Raw genomic sequence first — 20,821 nt, forward strand, 5'->3', positions numbered from 1 at the left:
CCTCGGGGGGGCAGGTGCTCCCCTTTTTTTTGCCTGACATTCAGGCGCTGACAGGCGCTTTGCGCCTGAAACTGATGAATACGCCGGTGCGTGTGTAGATCAACTCCGGAACCAGGGTGTTGAGGTTGCTGGTGATTGCGTCGAATCGGCCTTCGATCTGTCGGGCGTCAAGGATGCGCAGTTGGCGGGTAAGCAACTCGTCGCTTTCGTTATCGACATGGAGGTTGAACGTGGCACCGTCGAGGTTGACACGATTACCGACTTTCAACGTGCTGTGGGCCTCGCCCTTGCCGACGCTGAACGCGAGGCTTGAGCCGTGTTCCATGTGCAGGTCATGCTTGATTCGGGTTCGGCTATGAGGGGGCGAGTCCAGCCGCAGCGTACCTGCGACATTGAGCCTGTCCACCGTGCCGCCCATGTAGGTGGCGCCCGACTCAACCGTCATGGCGCCGCTGATGTGGCTTTGGTTGATCAGCGTTGCACCGCTATGGACCCGACCTTGCTGGTTGGCATCCAGCGTGCCGTTAAGTGTCCAGGTGCCAGTGCTCACCTTCAGGTGCTGCATCCGGCGGGCGCCGCTGAAGGTGCCGCCCTTGGCATCCTCCAGAATGACGCGGTTGGAGCCGCTGCCACCGTCTACGGTGCCGTTGAATTGGGCGCCATTTTGCACGGTCAACACGTCGTCGCCACCGCCCATGTCCAGGGCGAGGCCGTTGGTCCCGCTGATCACGCCGTTATTGGTGATGCTGTCATTAAACGCGCCGATCAGTTTTACCCCGTAGCCGTTATGGCCGCTGATAGTGCCCTCGTTGACCAGCCGGGTTTTCCCATGGGCTGGCCCCACGTCACCATTGTCTACCAGTACGCCGTGATGGGCGCCGCGAATGACCCCGTAGTTGTGGATTTCGCCGCCGCCCATGGCGATGCCTTCGCTGGTATTGGGCGCCCCGTTTTTATCTGCACCATTGGCGCCTGTGCCCTCAATGATGCCGTAGTTGCGAATCCGGGCGAGCTTGTCGATGTCCAGGCCATCGCCATCGCCGTCATTCTGCTTGGGGCGTTGGGTATCAGCTCCCGTGATGAAGCCGTAGTTGATGACCTGTGCATTGCCTTTGGACTTTAAACCAGCACCTTTGTGGCCGCGTATCAGGCCTGAATTGAGAAGCGCCACGTCGTCGGTTGCTTTTATGCCATTGCTGCCGCCGCCTACACTGCCGTGATTGACGACCGTGCCCCCTGCACGGTTCAGGCTGATGCCGCTGTAAGACTCTTTGAACCGCATGGAAGGGCCGGTAGAAATGTGCCCATCGTTTCTGAACACGCCGCCCGTGGTGATCTCAACGGCGTTACCTGCTTGAGCATGCACAGAGGCGCCGGCTGCATGGGGTGCAGCCGCTGGAAGGGAGGGAGCAGGGATATAGGCAGGAGGGTGCAAGGATACGCGTGACATAGATTTCGACCTCGTGTGTGCTTGAGGTCGAAAACTAACGTAGGCGCTTGCCGTTTTATGTCGGCTGATTGAGCCGACGAGCGTAAGACCGCTCGCTATCCATGCAGCACTTGCGTTTAGAAACTCATCTTCCACTCGCCCATCAGGCCCTGGCTGCGGCTGTGGGTACCGGCTTGGGCGCTGTAGGTCAGGCCCACGCTGTGTTCGGTGGACAAGGCGAGGTCCAGGCCGGCTTGCATGTCGAGGCTATTGCGGTCCAGCGAGGTGCCGGTGATGGTGAAGCTGTCGATGTTCCCCTGTGCGGCGCGCGAGGATTGGCGCACTTGGCTGTCGACTTCACCGTAGAGGTGCTTCCAGTAGGTACTCAGGTGGGGTGTGAGGCTCATCTGATTGTCGAACCGGTACACCGTGGCCAACCGCAAGCCAAGGGTGCTGCTAAGGTTTTGCTGGGTTTGTGGGCCTACGTTCAGGGCCGTCCAGCCACCTTTTTCTTTGAAACTGTCGCGGTGATAGCGCTGATAGCCCAGGCCTGCGAAGGGCTCTACGTGCACGTCGGCAGTGCCCAATTGGTAGCCCAGCTCGGAAAACACTGTTTGGCTTTGAGCGTTGTAGTTGCCCTGCAGTTGCTGCTTGAAGTCGAGCACGTTGACGTCGCGTTTGTTCTTGCCCGCATGATCGCTGTAGAACGCCCCCAGGCGCAGGGCCAATGGGCCATCCTGGCGCACGGCATAGCCGCCCAGGTGCAAGCTATCGAGTTCGCCCTTGAAGCGTTGAGCTTGAAGCTCGCTGGTAGATTTTGCGCCTATTACTCCGACTCGCCAGGCGTCGCCCACGGCCCAGTCGGCGCCCAGCATCAGGCCTTTAGTGCCGTGCTTGAGACCGTCGCTGCCGCCTTGTTTATCGAGCTTGCCGCCGTTGCCCAGGCCTTGCACCCACAAGCGGCCATCGCCATCACTGGGCAGCGTGCGCAGGGTGGCGAGCAATGAGTTGCTGATGTGCGCGGTGGCGTTTTGGGTCGCGCCAGCCAAGTTGGCATTTTGGCTGCCTGCCAGTTGCTCGAATGCTGCACCCAGGCCGCCTGGTTGTTGGGACAATGCGTCAGCGGCTTTTTGCAGGCCTTTGATTTCTTCCGAGGTCAGGTCGCCGGCTTGCAGTGCACGTTGCAAAGCCGGTTTAAGCACCGCGGCCAGTTGCTGGCCGTTGTGAGTCGTCGCCTGGTCGAAGTAGCTGTCGATGGGCACGATTGGGGCCGGCGGCTGGTAATACGGGGTGCCGTCAGAAAAGTCCAGTTCGTACTGAAAGGGTATGCCTGCCAGGGCAAACGGGGTACTGGCTACGCCAACAGCCAGGCTGATAGCGCGTGCAAGGTTTAGGACGGAGAAGGGCATGAAGTCATAGCCTCTGGTGAATGAGGCCGGGAATTTAGCGAGATGGCGGGGCGATAACTGTCAGGCTATCGACCCCTGATTTGCGGGAGTTGTCTCTACTGCAGGGCGATTAAAACCGCGTTTGCCATTGGCTTGTCAGCCTGTGGTTGTGGCTGTTGCCTTGAGCGTCACCCCCGCCGCACATAGCCTTTGCCGTAGTGACGCTCCAGGCGTGCCTGGATCAGTTCCAGCCCGAGGGACATCACCCAGTAAATGATCGCGGCGGTCGTGAGCATTTCGATGTATCGGTAGCTTGATCGCCCGTACGACTGCGCCAGGAACATGACTTCCCACACGCCCATCACCGAGATCAGGGACGAGTCCTTGAGCATGGAGATGAACTGGTTGGTGGCGGGTGGCACGATGGTGCGCATGGCCTGGGGGAGGGTGACGTGCCAGAAGATCGCGCTGTCACGCATGCCCAGGGCCAGGGCGGCTTCTCGTTGGCCGTGGGGAACGCCAAGGATGCCGGCGCGGAAGATTTCGCTCAGGTAGGCGCCGTAATTCAGTGAGAGCGCGATGATCCCGGCGACGATGGCGCCTGGTACCAGGCCCAGTTGGGGCAGGCCCAGATAAATCAGCAGGATCTGGATCAACAGCGGCGTGCCGCGAAAGAACGACGCGTAAAAACTCGCAATGCCAAAGGCCACGGCGCTTTTCGACAGGCGCCCCAGCGCGGTGATAAACCCCAGCACCGACGAGGCGAGTATCGAGCAAAGGCACAGAAACAGCGTCAGCGCTGCGCCTTGCAGAAACCCGTTGGGCCCCAGGTGCACGCCGACCAGGTTGGGCAGCTTGTCGAGGATGATCGAGAACTTCAGGTCAAAGCTCAGGAAGAAGCTGGCGAACAGGCAAAACAGCGCTGCCCACGTCAGGTACAACCGCGTACGAAAGCCAAAGAGCCGCTGTAGCCGCGATGCGTTCACCGGCGGCTTGGGAGGTGTCGGGAAGGCGGTCATTTGCTGATATCGGCGCCGATCCATTTTTGCGACAGCTTGCTTAAGGTGCCGTCCTGTTTCAACTGCGCGAACACTTCACGCACCTTGGCATCCCACTGCGGGTCACCTTTCTCGATGGCCACTGAATTGGGCTCGGCATACAGCGATTCACCGGCAAGCTTGAAGCGCTTGTCCTGGTTCAGGCGCGGTTGGGCCGTGACCAGGTTGGTGAGGATCGCATCCAGGCGCACACCGGCGCCCAGGCCCAGGTCCTGGAAGGCGACGTTATCGGTGTCGTACGGGGCGATCTGCACATCCTCGAACGGGTACTGAAGTTGCGTATCTTCGGCGCCTTCAATCACCAGATTCTTGTTCAGGTAGCTTTCATAGCTGGATGCGCTGGTGAGGCCGACTTTCTTGCCGCTGAGGTCTTTGGCGCCGTGGATGCGTTCATCCTTGGCATTTACAACGATCACCGCAGGCGAGGCGTAGTACTCCACCGGGAAATCAAACACCTCGGCGCGAGCTTTGCTCGGGGTCATGGAGCAGATGCAAATATCGTAGCGCCCGCCCCAGCGACCTGCGGCAATCACATCCCAGGACGGCGTTTCCAGACGCAGCTTCACGCCTAACTTCTGCGCCACTGCCTTGGCCACGTCGACGTCAAACCCATCGAGTTGGTTCTGCTCGTTGAGAAACGAGAACGGCGGGTAGCTTTCCATCAGCACGCCCACCAGTTCTTTCTTTTGCTCAACCCGGTCCAGGGTTGCACCGCCAAAGGCTTGGGTAGAGGCAGCCAGCATCGTCAGGCCCAAGGCCAACAGCGGTTTAAGTTTCACAATCGACACCTGAGTAAGAAAAGGGTTGTTATTAACCAGACGGTACGCATTAAATAGTTATAAGAACGACTCTCATAGTGAGTTATTTTCATAAGCATATGAGTAAAAAGCATATGGGCGCAGCAAACGCAGTAATTCTCGATGGTGGCATGGGCCGTGAACTTCAACGCCGGGGCGCGCCGTTCCGGCAGCCGGAGTGGTCGGCATTGGCGTTGAGCGAAGCGCCGCAGGCCGTTGAGGCGGTGCACACGGCTTACATCCAGAGCGGTGCCAACGTGATCACCACCAACAGCTACGCGGTTGTGCCGTTTCATATTGGCGAAGCGCGGTTTGCGGCCGAAGGCCAGGCCCTTGCGGCGTTGGCGGGTGAATTGGCCCGACGTGCGGTACAGGCTTCAGGCCAGACGGTGCGTGTGGCAGGCTCATTGCCGCCGCTGTTCGGCTCCTACCGGCCCGATTTGTTCGAGGCCGGCCGAGTCAGCGAACTGCTGACGCCACTGGTGAATGGCCTGGCGCCCCATGTCGACCTATGGCTGGCGGAAACCCAGAGTTCGATCGTTGAGGCCCGAGCTATTCATGCCGGCCTGCCGCAGGACGGAAAACCGTTCTGGCTGTCGTTTACCTTGAAGGATGAAGACACCGATGAGGTGCCACGCCTGCGTTCTGGCGAACCGGTGGCAGACGCGGCTGAAGCGGCCGCGCAACTGGGTGTGGCGGTGCTGCTGTTCAATTGCAGCCAGCCGGAGGTGATTGGCGCAGCCATTGATACCGCGCGCCAAACGTTTGAGCGCCTGGGGGTGAGCATCCAGATCGGCGCCTACGCTAACGCCTTCCCGCCGCAGCCCAAGGAGGCCACCGCGAACGATGGCCTCGACCCGCTGCGTGACGATCTCGACCCGCCCGGCTACTTGCACTGGGCCGCCGACTGGCAGGCACGCGGTGCCAGCCATTTGGGCGGTTGCTGCGGGATTGGGCCGGAGCACATTGCCGTGCTCGCCCAGAAGCCGGCCTAAGGCTTAAATCGCCTGGCGACGACACTCCGCCAGGCCTTTAAGCTGACCAGAACCGGCCTGGTTCGCTTCGGACAGCCACTCTTCAAAGCCTGCGCCCACGGTGGGCCATTCCGAATCCAGAATCGAATACCACGCGGTATCGCGATTCTGCCCCTTCACGACCATATGCTGGCGGAACACCCCTTCAAAGCTGAAGCCCAGGCGTTCGGCCGCGTATTTTGAGCGGGCGTTGCCGTTGTTGCACTTCCATTCCAGACGGCGGTAGCCCTGCTCGAACGCGTATTTGGCCAGCAAGTACACGGCCTCGGTGCTTTTCGGCGAGCGTTGCATCGGTGCGCCGAAGGTGACGTGGCCGATTTCGATGCGGCCCTGGGCCGGGACGATGGACATCAGGCTGAGGATGCCCTGCACATCGCCGCTGGCGCGGTCGATCACGCTGAAGAAATACGGGTCGCTGTTGGCGGCATGGTTGTTGAGCCAGGCATCGAACGCGGCGCGCTCGGGGAAGGGGCCGTAAGGCAAATAGTCCCAGAGTTTCGGGTCCGCGCCCGGGCCTTCGAGGGCGCGGAACAGGCCGTCGGCATGCCGCGCCGGGTCGAGTTTTTCCAGGCGGATAAAACGCCCTTCCAGCAGTTGAGTCGTGGGCGCCGGGACGCCTTTCCAGTCGGCGGGTGAGATAGGCATGCTGCGCTCCTTAAAGACCTTTGCGAAATTGAATGAAACCTGGGCGTTCGGCGATGCGCTCGTACAGCGCAATCGCGGTGGCGTTGGTCTCGTGGGTCAACCAGTGCACCTTGGCACAGTTATCGGCCTTGGCGGTGGCGTAGACAAACTCGATCAATTTGCGGCCCACGCCGGTGCCGCGTTGGGCCGGGTCCACCAGCAGGTCCTGCAGGTAGCAGGAATTCTCGATGCTCCAGTTGGAGCGATGGTAGATAAAGTTGACCATGCCCACCGCCTTGCCGTCCTGCCAGGCGAGCGCCGAATGGGTTGGCTCGTTGGCGTCGATCAGGCGTTGCCAGGTGCTTTGGCTGACGGCGTCCGGCAGTTCGGTTTCGTAGAACTTCAAGTACGCCTGCCACAGCGGCAGCCACGCGGCGTGGTCGGCGGCAGTCACCTGGCGGATGTCGATCTGACTCATTCGGAAACTCCTTGGGGAATAAAGCGCGCGAGGGTCTGGTCGCGCACATCAATGCTGGCAGCCAGGCCTTCGCGCACGCCGGCAATATCGGCTGCGCTGCGGTTCTGGCTGAGTTTGCGCTTGCCGATCAGGCGCTCGACGGGCAGGGCGAAGCCGACGATGGCCTTGAGCATGCCGTCGATGTAGTCGGCCGGGGCGTCGCTGACTTTCCATGGCTGGGCACGGTTGCCTTCGTGGCGATCGGTGAGGGCGGTGACCACCGCGAGCAGCCGCTCGGCGTCGGTAAATACCTCAGCCTTGCCGTAGGCATGCACGGCGAGGTAATTCCAGGTGGGCACCACTTTGCCGTGCTCGGCCTTGGCCGGGTAAAACGCCGGGCTGATATAAGCGTCGGCACCGGCAAAGATCACCAGTGCTTCGCTGCCATTTTGCAGGTCACGCCATTGTGGATTGGCCTTGGCCAAGTGCCCGTACAGCGTGCCATTCGGGCCTTCATCGGGGTTAAGCAGCAGCGGCAAATGGCTGGCCTGCAGGCCTTGCTCACCAAAGGTCACCAACTGCGCCAGGCGGGTGTGCTGGATCAGCTGCTGCAGTTCAGGCAAATCATCGAGGGCAAAGGCGCGCGGTGTGTACATGGAAATTTTCCTTGGCGAATGCCTGCATCCTAGGCAGGCTAATGGTTCGTTGTAAGAGCCATCTGGCACCAATTTCATAGGTCCAATATGTCACCCATCGCGCCGCCGCTGTCGTTCAATCCCGCAGGTATCGAGTTGGATCGTCGCCAGGGGCTTACTCGACAACTCTACGAAGCCCTGCGCCAGCGGGTGCTGGACGGGCGGCTGGTGAGCGGTACGCGATTACCCGCCACGCGTGACCTGGCGGCGGCGCTGTCGATCTCGCGCAACAGCGTAGTGCGCGCCTACGATCAGCTGTACGCAGAAGGGTTTATCGAAAGCCGAGTGGGTGACGGCACCTATGTGGCCCAACTGCCCACGGCAAAAAAACTATCCACAAAAGTATCCACAGGGTTTTCAACAGGGTTATCCCCAGCCTTATCCACAAAATGGGCGGATTTTCCGGAAGATTTGGACAATGAAGTTATCCACAGCGCGGGCCTGACGCGGGTAAAAAACAACCACCTGGCTCACCCTCCAGCAGGACCGCCTCGGGCCTTTCGTGTGGGGGTGCCGGCCTTCGACCTGTTCCCTTTTGATATATGGGCCAAGCTGAATGCGGCGTTCTGGCGCAAGCCGAACCTGGAACTGCTGTGCTATGGCGACCCGGCCGGTGACGATCGTTTGCGCGGTCTGATCGCTGCGTATTTGCGCAGTTCGCGTGGCATGCAATGCACGGCTGAACAAATTGTGATCACCAGTGGCGCACAGCAAGCGATTAGCCTTTGTGCACAGTTGCTGGTAGAGCCTGGGGACGGCGTGGCGGTGGAAAATCCCGGTTACCGCGCCGCCGGCCACGCGTTCGCCCTGGCTGGCGCGCGATTGCATGGCGTGCCGGTAGACAGCGAGGGCATGGATAGCCAGGTGCTTAACACCCTGGATGACTGTCGTGTGGCCTATGTCACGCCGTCCCACCAATACCCGTTGGGCGTGGTGATGAGCCTGGCGCGGCGTCTGGAGTTGCTGGCCTGGGCCGAGCGTAGCGGCGGTTGGATCATCGAGGACGACTACGACGGCGAGTATCGCTACAGCGGCGCGCCCCTGTCGCCGTTGGCGGCGCTGGATCGCAGTGGGCGCGTGTTGTATGTCGGCACCTTCGGCAAGGTGGCGTTCCCGGCGTTGCGCCTGGGTTACCTGGTGTTGCCAGCGGGGCTGGTGCAAGCCTTCACCCGCCGCCGGGCGGTGGATATGCGCCATTCCGAAGTCAGTACCCAGGCGGTGATGGCCGAATTCATGGCGGCCGGGCATTTCCAGCGGCACATCCGCCGCATGCGCCGCGCGGCCTTGAGCCGGCGCAACGCCTTGCTGGCCGGCTGGCCCGACGGGCTGCCCGGCGTGGGGGCGTTGCCCAGCGTTGCGGCGGGGCTGCACCTGACGGTGCGGGTGGACAGCCTGGCCCGTGAGCAGGCGTTGCTCGCCCAGGCCCACGCAGCAAATGTCGAGATCAATGGCTTGAGCGGCTACTGGCTGGCAGACAGCGGCCCACCACCGAACCAGCGTGCCGGCCTGGTGATGGGCTTTGCCGCCGTGCCCGAGACGGCTATCGCGCAAGCGCTGGCGCGTTTGCGCCAGGCGTGGCGGAGTTGAAGCCGATTAATTGCTAAAGAACAGCGACTTGGCCAGTTGATCGCTAATCGAGCTGCGATGAATTTCGATCTCCTCCCAGTCGTTACGCCCCGTGCGCTGGCGGGAACCACCGAGCCGTCGTTGTTCGCGGGTTTTGAGATGAGCCTTATCGAATACCTCCGGTGCGGCGTTTTTCTTTGAGTAGTGAAAGTGCGCGTACCACAGCACGGCATTGGTCTCTTTATCGCGTACTTCGTACTCGTCCAGATAGCCCTTTGGCGGCCCTTTGACGACGCTGCGAGGTAGGGTTTTCTGGATCCTTATCAGCCCTTGGCTATGCAACCACTCCACCCGCGCCGCAGTGGGCGGTTGCTGTTTGATCATGTCGATGTAGGTTTTTCTACCCAGGCGATAAAGCCGCTGTGCTTCGTCGTTGAGGTTGCGCTTGGTCGATGCGGCTGAGACATGATCGCTTTCGGTAAGATTGCGCCGGGTCAGTGCTTGCTCGATATCGTTTGATGCATCCTCCAGTTTTTTGGCATAGGCCTCGAACATATCTTGGATATCCTGGGGCGTGTGCCAGCGTTTACGCGAGAAGCCCTGGTACTTATGGGTTTCAGCTGGCGCGCTATCCAACAGCGTTTGCCCGTTGTTGATGCTGGTATCCAGGTCTACCGTGGCAGGCACTGGCGGTGGTGGGGTGACCTTTTGCCGCTTGACCCAGACGCCTGGGGTTTTTTCATGAAACGTAGCGAGCACTTTGCCCGTCACCGACGCTTTGACATCGAACAGCGTACTGTCGGACTCACGGGGTTGAGCTATTAAAACGCCGTCGTAGCGTGTCTTGATGACTTTGCGTTGTGGCGCGCGCGGCGCCTTTGAGCTGCCGGGTTTGGGTTCCAGGGTTTTTTTCTCGCGTAGCAGTTGCGCCAGGTCGTGAATGGCGCGCTGGCTGAATTCGCCAATCTGCCGGCGAAAACTCTGAAGGCGGGTTTTCAGCAGAAACTGCGGGTGTTCGGCGTGCAGGTCCAGCAGACGTTCATCTGCACTGGAAAATTGCTCAACCAGGCTGTTGAGCACGTCAATGCGCTCATCCAGCGACGTGTCGTTACCCCTTTCCATAATGTCAGTGAAACTCTCGACGTTAAGTTCGGCTGTCTCGACGCACTGGTCCATCTGCTCTCGCAGCGTAGCGGGGATCTGGCTTTGCTCTTCATCGATACACAAGTAGCGAGCCAAGCCGATCTCCAGAGATTTAAGCTCAGTGAGGGTGAGCGTTGGCAACTCGCTCATGGTTTTGAGAATGACCGCGGCGCCTTCCTTTCCCAGCGCTTTGAGGTCGCTGAAGCGGTTATTGATGAACTCCAGGCGCTTGATGATTGCCAGGTTCACGGTGGACAGGTTTTGCGCGCTTTGCGCCTGGTTTTTATAGTCAATGTCTACCTCGGCATCGAGGATTGTGGACGACGATTTCAAGGCCTGCTCATAGCTCACCAATTGTTGTTCCATGGCTAGTTGAGTCAGTTGTATTTGCTGCTTCAGGTATTCACTCATGTCGCTCTTATAGGTGGGCACGGCCTCGATGATGCTCAAGGACTTCAACTGGCTGATCGCCTCGTCATACGCCGTCAGCCGGTTGTCGACTTTACCTATGAACGCTGTACGCCGCAGGTCAGTGGAAGGGCCAGGGGCGGCGTCCAGTGCAGGCTCTGACTCAAGCAAGTCCAGCTGTTGTCTGGCGGCGACTGCATCAAAGGCGTTGAGCTGGCTCATGAGTTCCGCAATGCGCTCAGGCTGATTGACCTTGACCGCACGCTGACGGTTTCGAAGGCCGCCGCCGCGCAGTCGCAAACGGATGTCAACGAACCACTGGCCCGCCAGATTGCCGATCAGCGGCGGGCCCGTACGCAACGGTGCCTTCGGGTCGACGATGATGACACTGTCGTTTTCATCCACCCTCACCTCGAACCAACGCGCGCCAACCGGTGCATACCACTTGTCTGCAAGTGGGTACAGATTCAAGTGGCGCCCGGGCGTTTTGTTTTGCTCGCCAAGCTTATCGGGTTTGGCGATATTGAAACTGTCGAGTGTCTTGGCCAGGCCCAGGCGGCTATGGCTCAGGGCTCCCAGGATGTGTACGGCGCCTTGATGCTCGGCAGGTAGTTGGCTGTCGGGAATATTTGCTTGTTGCACAGCCGTATATTCTTTCTCGGTGAAGGGTGGTTTGCCGGCGGTTTCGATCGTTGTTGACTCGGATTCAGTTTCGATCTTCGGCGCCTCGAACTGTTCCAGCGGGCGAGGGTGGCGTAGGGCGATGTGCAGGGTCAGCGCCATGCCCAAGTTGAGGAATACATCCACTAACGCTGTCCACGAGGCGTGTTGATCCTCCTTGTTCACAGCTTCCTCGGTGGCTTGCAGGTCGTCCATGATTTGCCAGATCCAGGCCGCAATGCCGACGGTGCGGCCCATGAACGGCAGGGCCGCGTTGAATATTTGCCAGCCGGTGTGTCGAAACGTAGCCCAGCGTTTCTGTACATTGGACACCGACTGACGGTCCGCCAATTCGACCATGGCGCTGGCATTGGCCTTGAACAGCGTTGCCAGGGCGTCATTGCCCACTTCTTCATCGGCCAGGGTCACGGGGCCGCTCATGTAAAGCAACGTGAGGGGCTCGACCAGGGCTCGCACCACCGTCCACGGCGAGGGCAAGGTGTCGGGAAACACGTATTGGGCGTAATTGAAGCTCTGCGCTTGCGGCAGCCAGGCCAGTACCGATTCGCGCAAGGGGCGCTCATGTTTGATGGCGTACAGCAGGTTTTGCCGTGACGGGTATTGCATCAGTACCGGTTCCAGCAATGGGCGATAAAGCAGGCACGGACCGGCGTTGGCGTCCCTTGGACCGATCACGAACATATTGGCGACCACGTCGCGCTCATTGCCGGGCCGCAAGGTGGGTACGAAGGCCAGGGCGCGGATAACAATGGGCTGCCCGTCTACGTGGCGGTCGTGCTCATCGGCGCGCATCACGGCGGCAACGTAGCGGTAGCCGCGCTCATCAATTGCGCCTTGTTTGCGAATTTTCATTTGCAGGGCCAGCAACGGCAGCTGCAGGCGTAGATGGCTGATGTAGAGCTGTTGCCGGTGACTGGATTGCGCAGTGTCATCAAGCAGTTGCTGTTTTATCAGCGCGGGGTAGTGTTCGCCGATATCAATGTCTTCGATCAGGTCTTTCAAATAGCTGAAGGTCAGCCAGCTGGGGACACTATTGTCATTGCCGTTGTAGCGCACCGTGGTGTTGCCGGTGGGCAGTCCGGTGAGGTTGTCCAGCGCCAGATCGATCAGGCCGCGACGGGTGATGTCCACGCTGCCCGGTACGACGAACGTGCCCCATACCACCGGGCTTTCGATCACTACCTCAATTTTGTCCAGGTTCAGGCGTGCACCGTCTTTATGCGACTGGATGCGGCTTTGCAGCTGCGTGCGGGCATAGTCGCGAATGGGGGCAATGCCGTCCTGGAATGTTTCGCCGTGATAATGGGTATGCAGTTGGGCCAGGTCGATCATGTAGCGGCTATAGGCGGCGGTGTCCGAGTCCGACGCCGAAGCCAGCCAGTCGGGCAGTTGATGATGAACCTCTCGGATACTCGAGAGTTGGTGATCGCTCAACTCTTCGATGCTGGGCACAATGCGGGCGACGGTGGTGGGGCTTGGCTGGACCTCTGCCGGCTCATCGACAACGTCTTGGCTGTAACTGCCGATGGCGCGGATTTGCAGCTCTATCAGGGTGCAGGCGAGGGTATCGAAAAAATTGCCGGCGGGCTCATACAGGCGCCATTGCAACGTGGTATCGCGCTGTGGCGCACTGAGCCGGGCCGGCAGTGAGGCGCCGAATGCTTCAAGTGACTCGAAGGTGTTATAGCCAGTGACCAGCGAGTGCGTCAGGATCATTTGGCGTTTGTCATGCTCACCAACCAGTACAGTCAGGTCCATGAAGCTGAGGTGAAAAGACTCGCCGTCCCGAAGCAGGTCGACGTCAACCAGGTAGGCGTGACACTTGTAGCGATTATTCAGCGAGCGCCTGTCCCGGTCCGGTTCCTGGAACACTCCACGGGCCATAGCCGCTTGGTGTTCATCCAGGCCTTGTTCTTCGGTGACATTCCACACTTTCCTCAGCGAATTGGAAAACGCCTGCCAGCGTGGTCCGCTGCTACCGTTGGAGGCGTTCCAGAAGTTAAGTTGCTGTTCCTGAAAAGCGGTGAACAGCAAGCCGGATAACTCGTTGATCAAGCGTGCGATGGCATCGATCTTCACCGCAAGGTGCACAGGCGCCGCAGCGTTCGGCTGCAGCGTGAGGAAATGCTCGCCATCGATGTAAGTGACCCGCTCGCTGGACAGCGCTTGATGAGCCAGCACTGAGGTCAGAGATTGGGTAACGGCTGGCGCCGGTTCGACGGCGTTGCCCACGATATGCCAGCGAGGGCTGACCACCATGGCCAGGTCGGGGTCGATATTGAGGGTGGGGTAAAGTTCTTTGAGTGCCGAGCGCAACGTGGTGGCGGCGACCTCGTGGGTGGTGGGCCCGGTGGTTAACTGGGTGAGCAGTTCATAGGTGCTGGGGGGGCGATGATTGTTGTTAAGTAGATCGTTGGGCATGGGTTGCTCCTCTGCAATCGCTGGCCTGGACGGGCGTTGAGGATGTGCAAGGTAGCGATGGCCGTTGCCGGGAGGACGGTAGATAAATAGCGGCGGCTGCGCTAAATCAGATCAGAGAAACTTGTCCGCAAAGGCCCCATGCACAAGGTGGGAACATGAGTCCTTCACGGGCACTGAGGTTACTTCACCTTGAAAAACAAGCGTTGGGCCTGGTCCCGGTTGATTTCGCTGAGGTAGAACGCGGTTTTTTGCTGTTCGTTGAGGCCATCAAGACTGTCGGCATCTACTCCTCGGGCTTGCTCTTGAGGGGTTTTCAAGCGGCCCCGGAGAAAGGCCCTGGCGGGCACCCATTCGGCCGAATAATGGAAGTGTGCATACCACAGCACCGTTTTATCACTGCGGTTACTCAGGGTGTACTCATCCAGGTAGACCTTGGCAGGCCCTTTGAGTCGGCGGCGTTTGACGGTTTTCTTGATCACGATCTCGTTGTTTTGCTTAAGCCATTCCACGCCACTGATTGTGGGGGGGCGTTGTTTGATCATTTGCAGTTTTTGGCGCGCAGCCTCTTGATAGAGTGCCTGTACCGCGTCGCTCAGCTGTTTGTCGACCATAGCCGCCGAGCCCTGGCTGCTCTCGGTGGCGTTGCTTTGGGTGAGGGCCTGCTCAATGTTTGCAGAGGCCCGTTCCAGTTTCAAAGCGTGCTGGTGGTACAGCCATTCGATGCCAGTGGCGCTGCGCTCAGGTTTGATGGCCTGTTGGCCAGTGCGTTGCTTGAAGGCTCCCAGCCCGTCCAGCAGTTCCTTTGCCTGGCTGATACTGGTGGCGACGTCCAGGGCAGTGGTGGTAGTGCTGGTGGTCTCGATGGGATTAACGTGCTGCACCCACACACCTGGCGTTTTTTCGTGGAAGGTCGCCATGATCTGCTGGTTGAGAGGAGAGATGACATCCACCATGCCGGCTTCATCGCCGGTCTCTGTCAGTCGTGGTACTCCCACCAATACCCCGTTGTAGCGCGTGTGAATGATTTTTTTCTTTGCTCTTGGCGGTGTTGACGGCGGTGTCGGGCGGCTTCTGAGCGTGTCCCGATCCGCGTGCAGCAGTTCCAGGTTGCCCAGGGTTTCGCGGTAGAAATCGCGGATTTTTTCGCGCAAGGTCGTGATACGTGCAGGCAGCGCGGCGTCAGGAAACTCGTCTGGAAAATCCTGCAGGCGTTCGTCGATGATCTTGAACTGTTCGATCAGGCTGCCGAGGGTTTCGATGCGTTCATCCAAGCGCGCCTGGCTACGCTCCACCGAGGTTTCATGCAAGGCTTGAATCGACAGGTTGGCGTTGTCGACGATGGTGTCAATGGCACTCCAGGCTGAGGAGGCTGTGGCGATGCTGTGGTCGTCCAGGCATAAATTGCGCGCCATCGACACTTGCAAGGCCCTGAGGTCACGGGCGGTGTAGCTCGGCAATGTTGTTCTGAATTTGCGAATTTGCTCGAATCCCAACTCACCCAGCGCTTTGAGTTGAGTGAGCCGCGTTTGGGTGTAATTCAGGCGCTGGATCATGTCCTGGCTTAATTCGGTCATGATGCGGGCATCGTCGATATGACGTTCCTCGGGATGGCTGATTTGGTGCTCGATCTGATCCAGCACGGTTTTGAGTTGAGGTGTGAAGGCGACTTGCGCTTCGGTGATTCCGGTTCGGGTCAGCTCCAATTGGGCGCTCACGTAACGGATCGCGTGTTGCTGATAGTCAGTGCTCGGGGAGAACACGTTCAATATCTTGAGCTGTTGCAGTGCCTTTTCGTAGTCGCCGCTCTGGCTCTCGAGTTTTTGCAGGTAGGTTTGGCGGCTGACCTCGGGGGAGGTGGGGGACGCGCTGTCCGACATCGCCAGGCGGGCCTGTTGCAACTCAAGTTGCGCAGTGGGTTTGTTTTGCTCAAATAGCCTCAAGCGTCTTTTGGCTTCTAGCGCGTTGATCTCAGCCTTGGATTTTGACTGCTTCCGCAGGTGCTTGGAGCCGGCACCGCGCAGGCGCAGACGAGTGTCGATAAACCATTGGCCCTGAGCGTTATGAATCAACGCCGGCCCTGTTCGACCGGGTTGCTTCGGGTCGATGATGACCACTGCTTCATCTTCACCGGCACTGACCTCAAACCAGCGTTCCCCTACGGGGGCGTAGTATTTTTGTGCCTGATGAAAGAGATGCCGGTACTGGTTTTCTGAGGTTTCAGCCTCGCCGAGGCCTTGCGGTTTGCTGACTTTGAAGCTGTCGAGCACGGTGGCGAGTTCGCCGGGCATGCGCTTGATTGCGCCGCTGGTGTGTAAATGCGGTAAATGTGTGGCTGGCAACTCCTTGGTCAGAGTCGCCTCTTGTTTGATCGTGAATTGTTTTGCGCGGATTGCCTCGGCCAGCTTTGGCGTGGTCTTGCGTGGGTAGCCGGTACGGTGGCTGCGGCTGGCGGCGTGCAAAGTGATCGCCATGCCGAGGTTCAACAGGACATCGGTGAGTGCCGACCACTCGGCTTGTTTCTCATCGTGTTCATGCGCTTGGACAAAGGTTTGCAGTTGATCGACCACCTGCCAGATCCAGGCCCCTGTGCCGATGGTGCGTCCGAGAAACGGCAGTACACCATTGAAGATTACCCAGCCGGCGTGTTTGAAAGTTGCCCAACGGCTTTCGGCATTGGACACCGATTGGCGGTCGGCCAGCTCTACCAGCGCCTGGGCATTGGCCTTGAACAGTGTGGTGAATCGATCACCGTTGAGTTCCTGAGTGCCCAGGCTCATTGGCCCGCTCATGGTCCATAGCTTGTCGGGCTCCACCAGGAAATCGGCAACCGCCCAAGGCGAAGGCAGCGAGCCGGGAAATACATAGTTGCTGTAGTCGCTGCGGACCGCGTCCGGCAGCCAGGCCAGGACCGACTCGCACAAGCTGCTCGATTGCGCGATCGTATAGATGAGGTTGGCCGGCGACGGGAACTGCATCAGGGCCGGCGTGAACAGCGGCCGGTACAACAGGCATGGGCCGGCCACCGGGTCTTCGGGGCCGATCACGTACATGTTGGCGACCGTGTCCGTAGAGGCGTCTGTGCGTCTTATGGGTACAAAGGCCAAGGGCCTGAGCACTATGGTCTGCCCGTCGACTTTGCGGTCAGCGGCCTGTTCTTGCATCACCGCCGCCACATAACGGTAGCCACGCTCGTCAATGTTGCCTTCCTGGCGAATCTTGGCTTGCAGGGCCTGCATTGGCAGTTGGATACGCAGGTGTTGGCTGTATAGCGTATTACGCCGTGCCGATTCCTGAGTGTCGTCCAGCAGCTTTTCCTTGATCAGCGCGGGATAGGTGCGGCCAATATCGACAGCGGTGGCCAGCGTTTCAAAATAAGTGGTGGTCATCCACTCAGGCAAGTTGAAACCATTGGTGGTCTTGATGATTTTGGTGCCGACCGGCACCGCAATCAGGTTTTGCAGGGCCAGTTCAACCAGGCTGAAGGTAGTGGTCTCAACCTGGCCCGGAACTACGAAAGTACCCCATACGACCGACTTCTTTACTTGTAGGAAAATCTTCTCCAAGGGCAGGTTGGTGCTATCTGGGTGGTCCTTGATCACCTTTTCCTTGATGACCTTCAACGCGTATGCCTCGATAGTCGGAATGTCGTCCAGGAAAGAGCGGCCGGTATTCTGGTTATGCAGCGCGGCAAGGTCTTTGAGGTGCCGAGCATAAAAATTCGAGTCGCTGGGTGAGGCGTTTGTCAGCCAATCGGGCATCTGGTTGCGGTACCACGTCAGGTCCGGGCTGCTTTGCGCCGGTGGCGGGGTGGCGGCAGGTGGCGTGCCCAGGGCGACATCGACGTTGTTGGCTTTGTGCAGTTCGGAGAAGTCGATTTCAGCGATGGTATCGACTTGCAGTGACACCAATGCACAAGCCTGGTGATCAAAGAAATCGCCGTCCGGTTCAAACAGGCGCCATTGGATTTGTTGGTCCGTGGCAGCGTCCGACAGGTGCGCGGGCAAGGACTTGCCCAGGTGCTCCAGCGAGGGAAACTTTTCATAACCCTTGAGCAGCGAATGCGTGAGGACCGTGGTTTTTCCTTCATGTTCGCCGATCAATACCGCGATGATCACATCATTGAGGTGCTTGACCTGCCCTTCATCATCGACTCGGTCGATATCGACCAGGCAGGCCCTGAGCTTGTAGATGTCGTTGTCCTTTCTATCGGCTTTGTCGGGGTGAGTGAACAGGGCGCGGGCCATGGCACACTCAGTCGCACTCCAGTCATCGGCGGTCTCGACATTCCACACCGCACGCAACAGGTTCGACAACGCATGCCAATGCGGACCGCTGCCGGTAGTTTGGTTCCAATGGGTGATCATTTGTTGCTGGTAGGCCCGCAGCATCGAGGGCGCCAGGAAGTTAATGGTCTTGGCGATTTCAGTGACACGCACGGGCAGGTGTACCGCAGGCTCCACGATCGGTTGACGGGTAAGAAAGTGCTCGCCTTCGATGCACAAGAGTGGCACTGCCAGCACCGCTTGTTTGGCGAGGACGTCACTGAGGGCCTGGTACTCAGTGGGGCCGGCTCTGACTTGGTCGTCCTCCAGTTGCCAAGTCGACGTCGCGAGCATGACGGTGTCCGGGTCGATATCCAGTGTCGGGTAATGTTCCTGCAACGCCTCACGCAACAGGAGGGTCGCTGTCTCTCTGAATGAAGGGACGATATAGAGTTGGGTGAGCAGCGCTATCCGTTTATCCGGGCGATGGGTGTTCAAGGGCGTAGTATTTAAAGCGGGGGAGTTCATGGTGAGGCATCCCTGTCTGGCCGTTAGATGGAACTAGCCCGAGGTAAAGGCTAGGGCTTTCCATGCTAGGGCGCGGCCAGGCAGAGAGGCGGTACTTACATAGGCCTGCTTGCGAACCCAGGCCTTGGTCAGGTGCCGGATTTGATCTTGGTCCAGGCCCGTGTTCTGGCCCGTTCGGCTTTGCTGTCCAGGGGCTTGAGGGTATAGAGCGTAGCCATCGCCGCCTCGGTCGGGTACAGGTTGGGGTTGTGGCGAATGGCCGGGTCGACCAGCTCGGTGGCGTCTTTGTTCGGGTTGGGATAGCCGACAAAATCGCTGACCGGCGCGATCACATTGGGTTGCAGCAGGTAGTTGATAAAGGTGTAGGCGTCGTCCGGGTTTTTTGCGCCTTTGGGGATGGCGAGCATGTCGAACCAGATCGGCGCGCCTTCTTTGGGCAGGCGCATGTCCACCGTCACGCCATTCTTGGCTTCTCTGGCGCGGTTGGCGGCCTGGGAGAAGCTGCCGGAATAGCCCACGGCCACGCAGATATCACCGTTGGCGATGTCGGCCATGTATTTGGAGGAGTGAAAGTAGGTGATGTACGGGCGGATCTTCATCAGCAGCGCTTCAGCCTTGTCGTAGTCCTTGGGGTTGCTGCTGTTGGGGTCCAGGCCAAGGTGCTGCAAGGCCAGGGGCAGGATTTCTGATGGCGAATCCAGCAGCGCCACGCCGCATTGCTTGAGCTTGCTGATGTTCTCTTCTTTGAAAATCAAATCCCAACTGTCGACCGGCGCATTGTCGCCCAGGGCGGCCTTGACCTTGGCCGGGTTGAAGCCAATGAGAATGGTGCCGTACATGTAAGGCACGGCGAATTTATTGCCGGGGTCGTTTGCTTCGATCAGCTTCATCAGCTTGGGGTCGAGGTGGTTCCAGTTCGGCAGCTTGCTGCGGTCCAGCGGCTGGAACACACCGGCCTCGATCTGCTTGGCCAGGAATACGTTGGACGGCACCACCACGTCATAGCCGGAATTGCCGGTGAGCAGCTTGGCTTCCAGCGCTTCGTTGGTGTCGAAGATGTCGTAGACCAATTTGATAGTGGGGTTCTGCGCCTTGAAATCTTCCAGGGCTTTGGGCGTGATGTAGTCGAACCAGTTGTAGACCTTGAGGGTTTTCTCTTCGGCGTGAGCCGCGCCGCTGAGGACGGCGGCACAGAGGACGAGCGACTTGAGCCTGTTCATTGGGCTGCTCCTTCAAAACCTTCGAGGACGTTGACGGCGTTAATGCCGATTTCTTCCACCGCGTAGCCGCCTTCCATCACAAACAGCGTGGGCTTGCCCAACCGGGCAATGCGCGCGCCCATGGCCAGGTAGTCCGGGCTGTCGAGCTTGAACTGCGAGATAGGGTCGTCTTTGAACGTGTCCACGCCCAGGGACACGACGATGATGTCGGCGCCATAGCGTTGGATCTCGGTGCAGGCTTCTTCCAGTGCGGCACTCCAGGCTGCCCAACCGGAACCGGCCGGCAGTGGGTAGTTGAAATTGAAGCCTTCGCCGTCACCTTCGCCCAGCTCGTCGGCATAGCCGAGGAAAAACGGAAACTCGGCTTCCGGGTGGCCATGAATCGAGGTGAACACTACGTCGCTGCGTGCATAGAAAATCGACTGGGTGCCGTTGCCGTGGTGGTAATCCACATCCAGGATCGCGACGCGTTTGTGGCCTTGGTCGAGGAAGGCCTGGGCGGCAATGGCGGCGTTGTTGAGGTAGCAATAACCGCCCATCAAATCACCTGCGGCGTGGTGCCCGGGCGGGCGGCACAGGGCGAACGCACTGTGGGCGCCGTTCTGGATGGCCTGTTGCGCCGTGAGGGCGACTTGCGCTGCGCTGTAGGCCGCTTGCCAGGTGCCGGCGGTAATCGGCGCGCCGCCGTCGAAACTGTAATAGCCGAGCTGGCCATGCAGGCTTGTGGGGATCACCCGGCGCAGCGTGCGCGCGGGCCAGGTGTAGGGCAACAAGTCGCCGTCCTGGCCGTACTCGGTCCAGCGCTGCCAGGCGCCCTGGAAGAAGTCGAGGTAGTCGTGGCTGTGGACACGCTGCAGCGGCGCCAGGCCGAAATCCTGCGGTGCGTGCACCGGGCCCAGTTCGCGGTCTTTGACCCGTTGCAACACGTGGTCGGCGCGCGAGGGCATTTCAAAGCAGGGCATCAGTTGCCCGTCCATCAACTCACAGCGGCCATGGTGCAGGTGGTGATCGTCCGAGTAGATCGTCAGCATTTGTTGTTCTCCGCAGGCTGTATCGGTGGATCCAGTCTTGCGGCGGGCGTGCTTTAAGAGAACGGCAGGAGCGGCCAAA

General features: G+C 59.5%; 13 protein-coding genes. 2 read left to right on the top strand and 11 right to left on the bottom strand.

What is annotated here, in order from left to right:
* Positions 1-40 precede the first annotated feature (40 nt).
* The 4 genes from QF043_RS29130 to QF043_RS29145 form a co-directional block, all read right to left on the bottom strand.
* Positions 41-1,282 (bottom strand): hypothetical protein, encoded by a 1,242-nt coding sequence (locus tag QF043_RS29130; RefSeq protein WP_307421123.1) that lies wholly within the window; start codon positions 1,280-1,282, stop codon positions 41-43.
* A gap of 284 nt (positions 1,283-1,566) precedes the next feature.
* On the bottom strand, positions 1,567-2,838 hold the full coding sequence (locus tag QF043_RS29135) for an autotransporter domain-containing protein (RefSeq protein ID WP_307421124.1): 1,272 nt from the start codon (positions 2,836-2,838) through the stop codon (positions 1,567-1,569).
* A gap of 167 nt (positions 2,839-3,005) precedes the next feature.
* Complete coding sequence (locus QF043_RS29140; protein ID WP_307421125.1) at positions 3,006-3,836, bottom strand: amino acid ABC transporter permease; 831 nt, start codon at positions 3,834-3,836, stop codon at positions 3,006-3,008.
* Positions 3,833-4,654, bottom strand: coding sequence for an ABC transporter substrate-binding protein (locus QF043_RS29145; RefSeq protein ID WP_056860896.1), 822 nt, complete (start codon positions 4,652-4,654; stop codon positions 3,833-3,835). Before QF043_RS29145 ends, QF043_RS29140 begins: the two co-directional genes overlap by 4 nt.
* 113 nt (positions 4,655-4,767) lie before the next feature.
* Between QF043_RS29145 and QF043_RS29150 the strand changes: the two genes are divergently transcribed.
* Positions 4,768-5,667 carry a homocysteine S-methyltransferase family protein gene (locus QF043_RS29150; RefSeq protein WP_307421126.1) on the top strand — a complete coding sequence of 300 codons (900 nt, stop codon included), beginning with the start codon at positions 4,768-4,770 and terminating at the stop codon, positions 5,665-5,667.
* Positions 5,668-5,670: 3 nt separating this feature from the next.
* Here QF043_RS29150 and QF043_RS29155 read toward each other — a convergent pair whose 3' ends face one another.
* Genes QF043_RS29155 through QF043_RS29165 form a run of 3 tightly spaced genes read right to left on the bottom strand, consistent with a single transcriptional unit; the run spans position 5,671 to position 7,443 of the window.
* Positions 5,671-6,351, bottom strand: coding sequence for a GNAT family N-acetyltransferase (locus QF043_RS29155; RefSeq protein ID WP_307421127.1), 681 nt, complete (start codon positions 6,349-6,351; stop codon positions 5,671-5,673).
* Between the two features lie 10 nt (positions 6,352-6,361).
* A complete protein-coding gene (locus QF043_RS29160) occupies positions 6,362-6,808 on the bottom strand; it encodes a GNAT family N-acetyltransferase (protein WP_058421099.1) in 447 nt (148 codons plus the stop codon).
* The gene (locus QF043_RS29165) at positions 6,805-7,443 is read right to left on the bottom strand and encodes an FMN-binding negative transcriptional regulator (protein WP_307421128.1); all 639 of its coding nucleotides are present in this window, start codon (positions 7,441-7,443) and stop codon (positions 6,805-6,807) included. The genes QF043_RS29160 and QF043_RS29165 overlap by 4 nt, the downstream gene beginning before the upstream one ends.
* 87 nt (positions 7,444-7,530) lie before the next feature.
* Here QF043_RS29165 and QF043_RS29170 point away from each other — a divergent pair, with 87 nt between their 5' ends.
* On the top strand, positions 7,531-9,069 hold the full coding sequence (locus QF043_RS29170; protein ID WP_307421129.1) for a PLP-dependent aminotransferase family protein: 1,539 nt from the start codon (positions 7,531-7,533) through the stop codon (positions 9,067-9,069).
* Positions 9,070-9,075: 6 nt separating this feature from the next.
* Here QF043_RS29170 and QF043_RS29175 read toward each other — a convergent pair whose 3' ends face one another.
* The 4 genes from QF043_RS29175 to QF043_RS29190 form a co-directional block, all read right to left on the bottom strand.
* Positions 9,076-13,701 carry a dermonecrotic toxin domain-containing protein gene (locus tag QF043_RS29175; protein ID WP_307421130.1) on the bottom strand — a complete coding sequence of 1,542 codons (4,626 nt, stop codon included), beginning with the start codon at positions 13,699-13,701 and terminating at the stop codon, positions 9,076-9,078.
* A gap of 179 nt (positions 13,702-13,880) precedes the next feature.
* A complete protein-coding gene (locus tag QF043_RS29180; protein WP_307421131.1) occupies positions 13,881-18,491 on the bottom strand; it encodes a dermonecrotic toxin domain-containing protein in 4,611 nt (1,536 codons plus the stop codon).
* Between the two features lie 128 nt (positions 18,492-18,619).
* Positions 18,620-19,711, bottom strand: coding sequence for a polyamine ABC transporter substrate-binding protein (locus QF043_RS29185; protein ID WP_307421132.1), 1,092 nt, complete (start codon positions 19,709-19,711; stop codon positions 18,620-18,622).
* The gene (locus tag QF043_RS29190) at positions 19,708-20,742 is read right to left on the bottom strand and encodes a histone deacetylase family protein (RefSeq protein ID WP_307421133.1); all 1,035 of its coding nucleotides are present in this window, start codon (positions 20,740-20,742) and stop codon (positions 19,708-19,710) included. The genes QF043_RS29185 and QF043_RS29190 overlap by 4 nt, the downstream gene beginning before the upstream one ends.
* Between the last annotated feature and the right edge of the window lie 79 nt (positions 20,743-20,821).

The organism is Pseudomonas sp. W3I7 (genome assembly GCF_030816095.1).
GTDB lineage: Bacteria > Pseudomonadota > Gammaproteobacteria > Pseudomonadales > Pseudomonadaceae > Aquipseudomonas > Aquipseudomonas salomonii.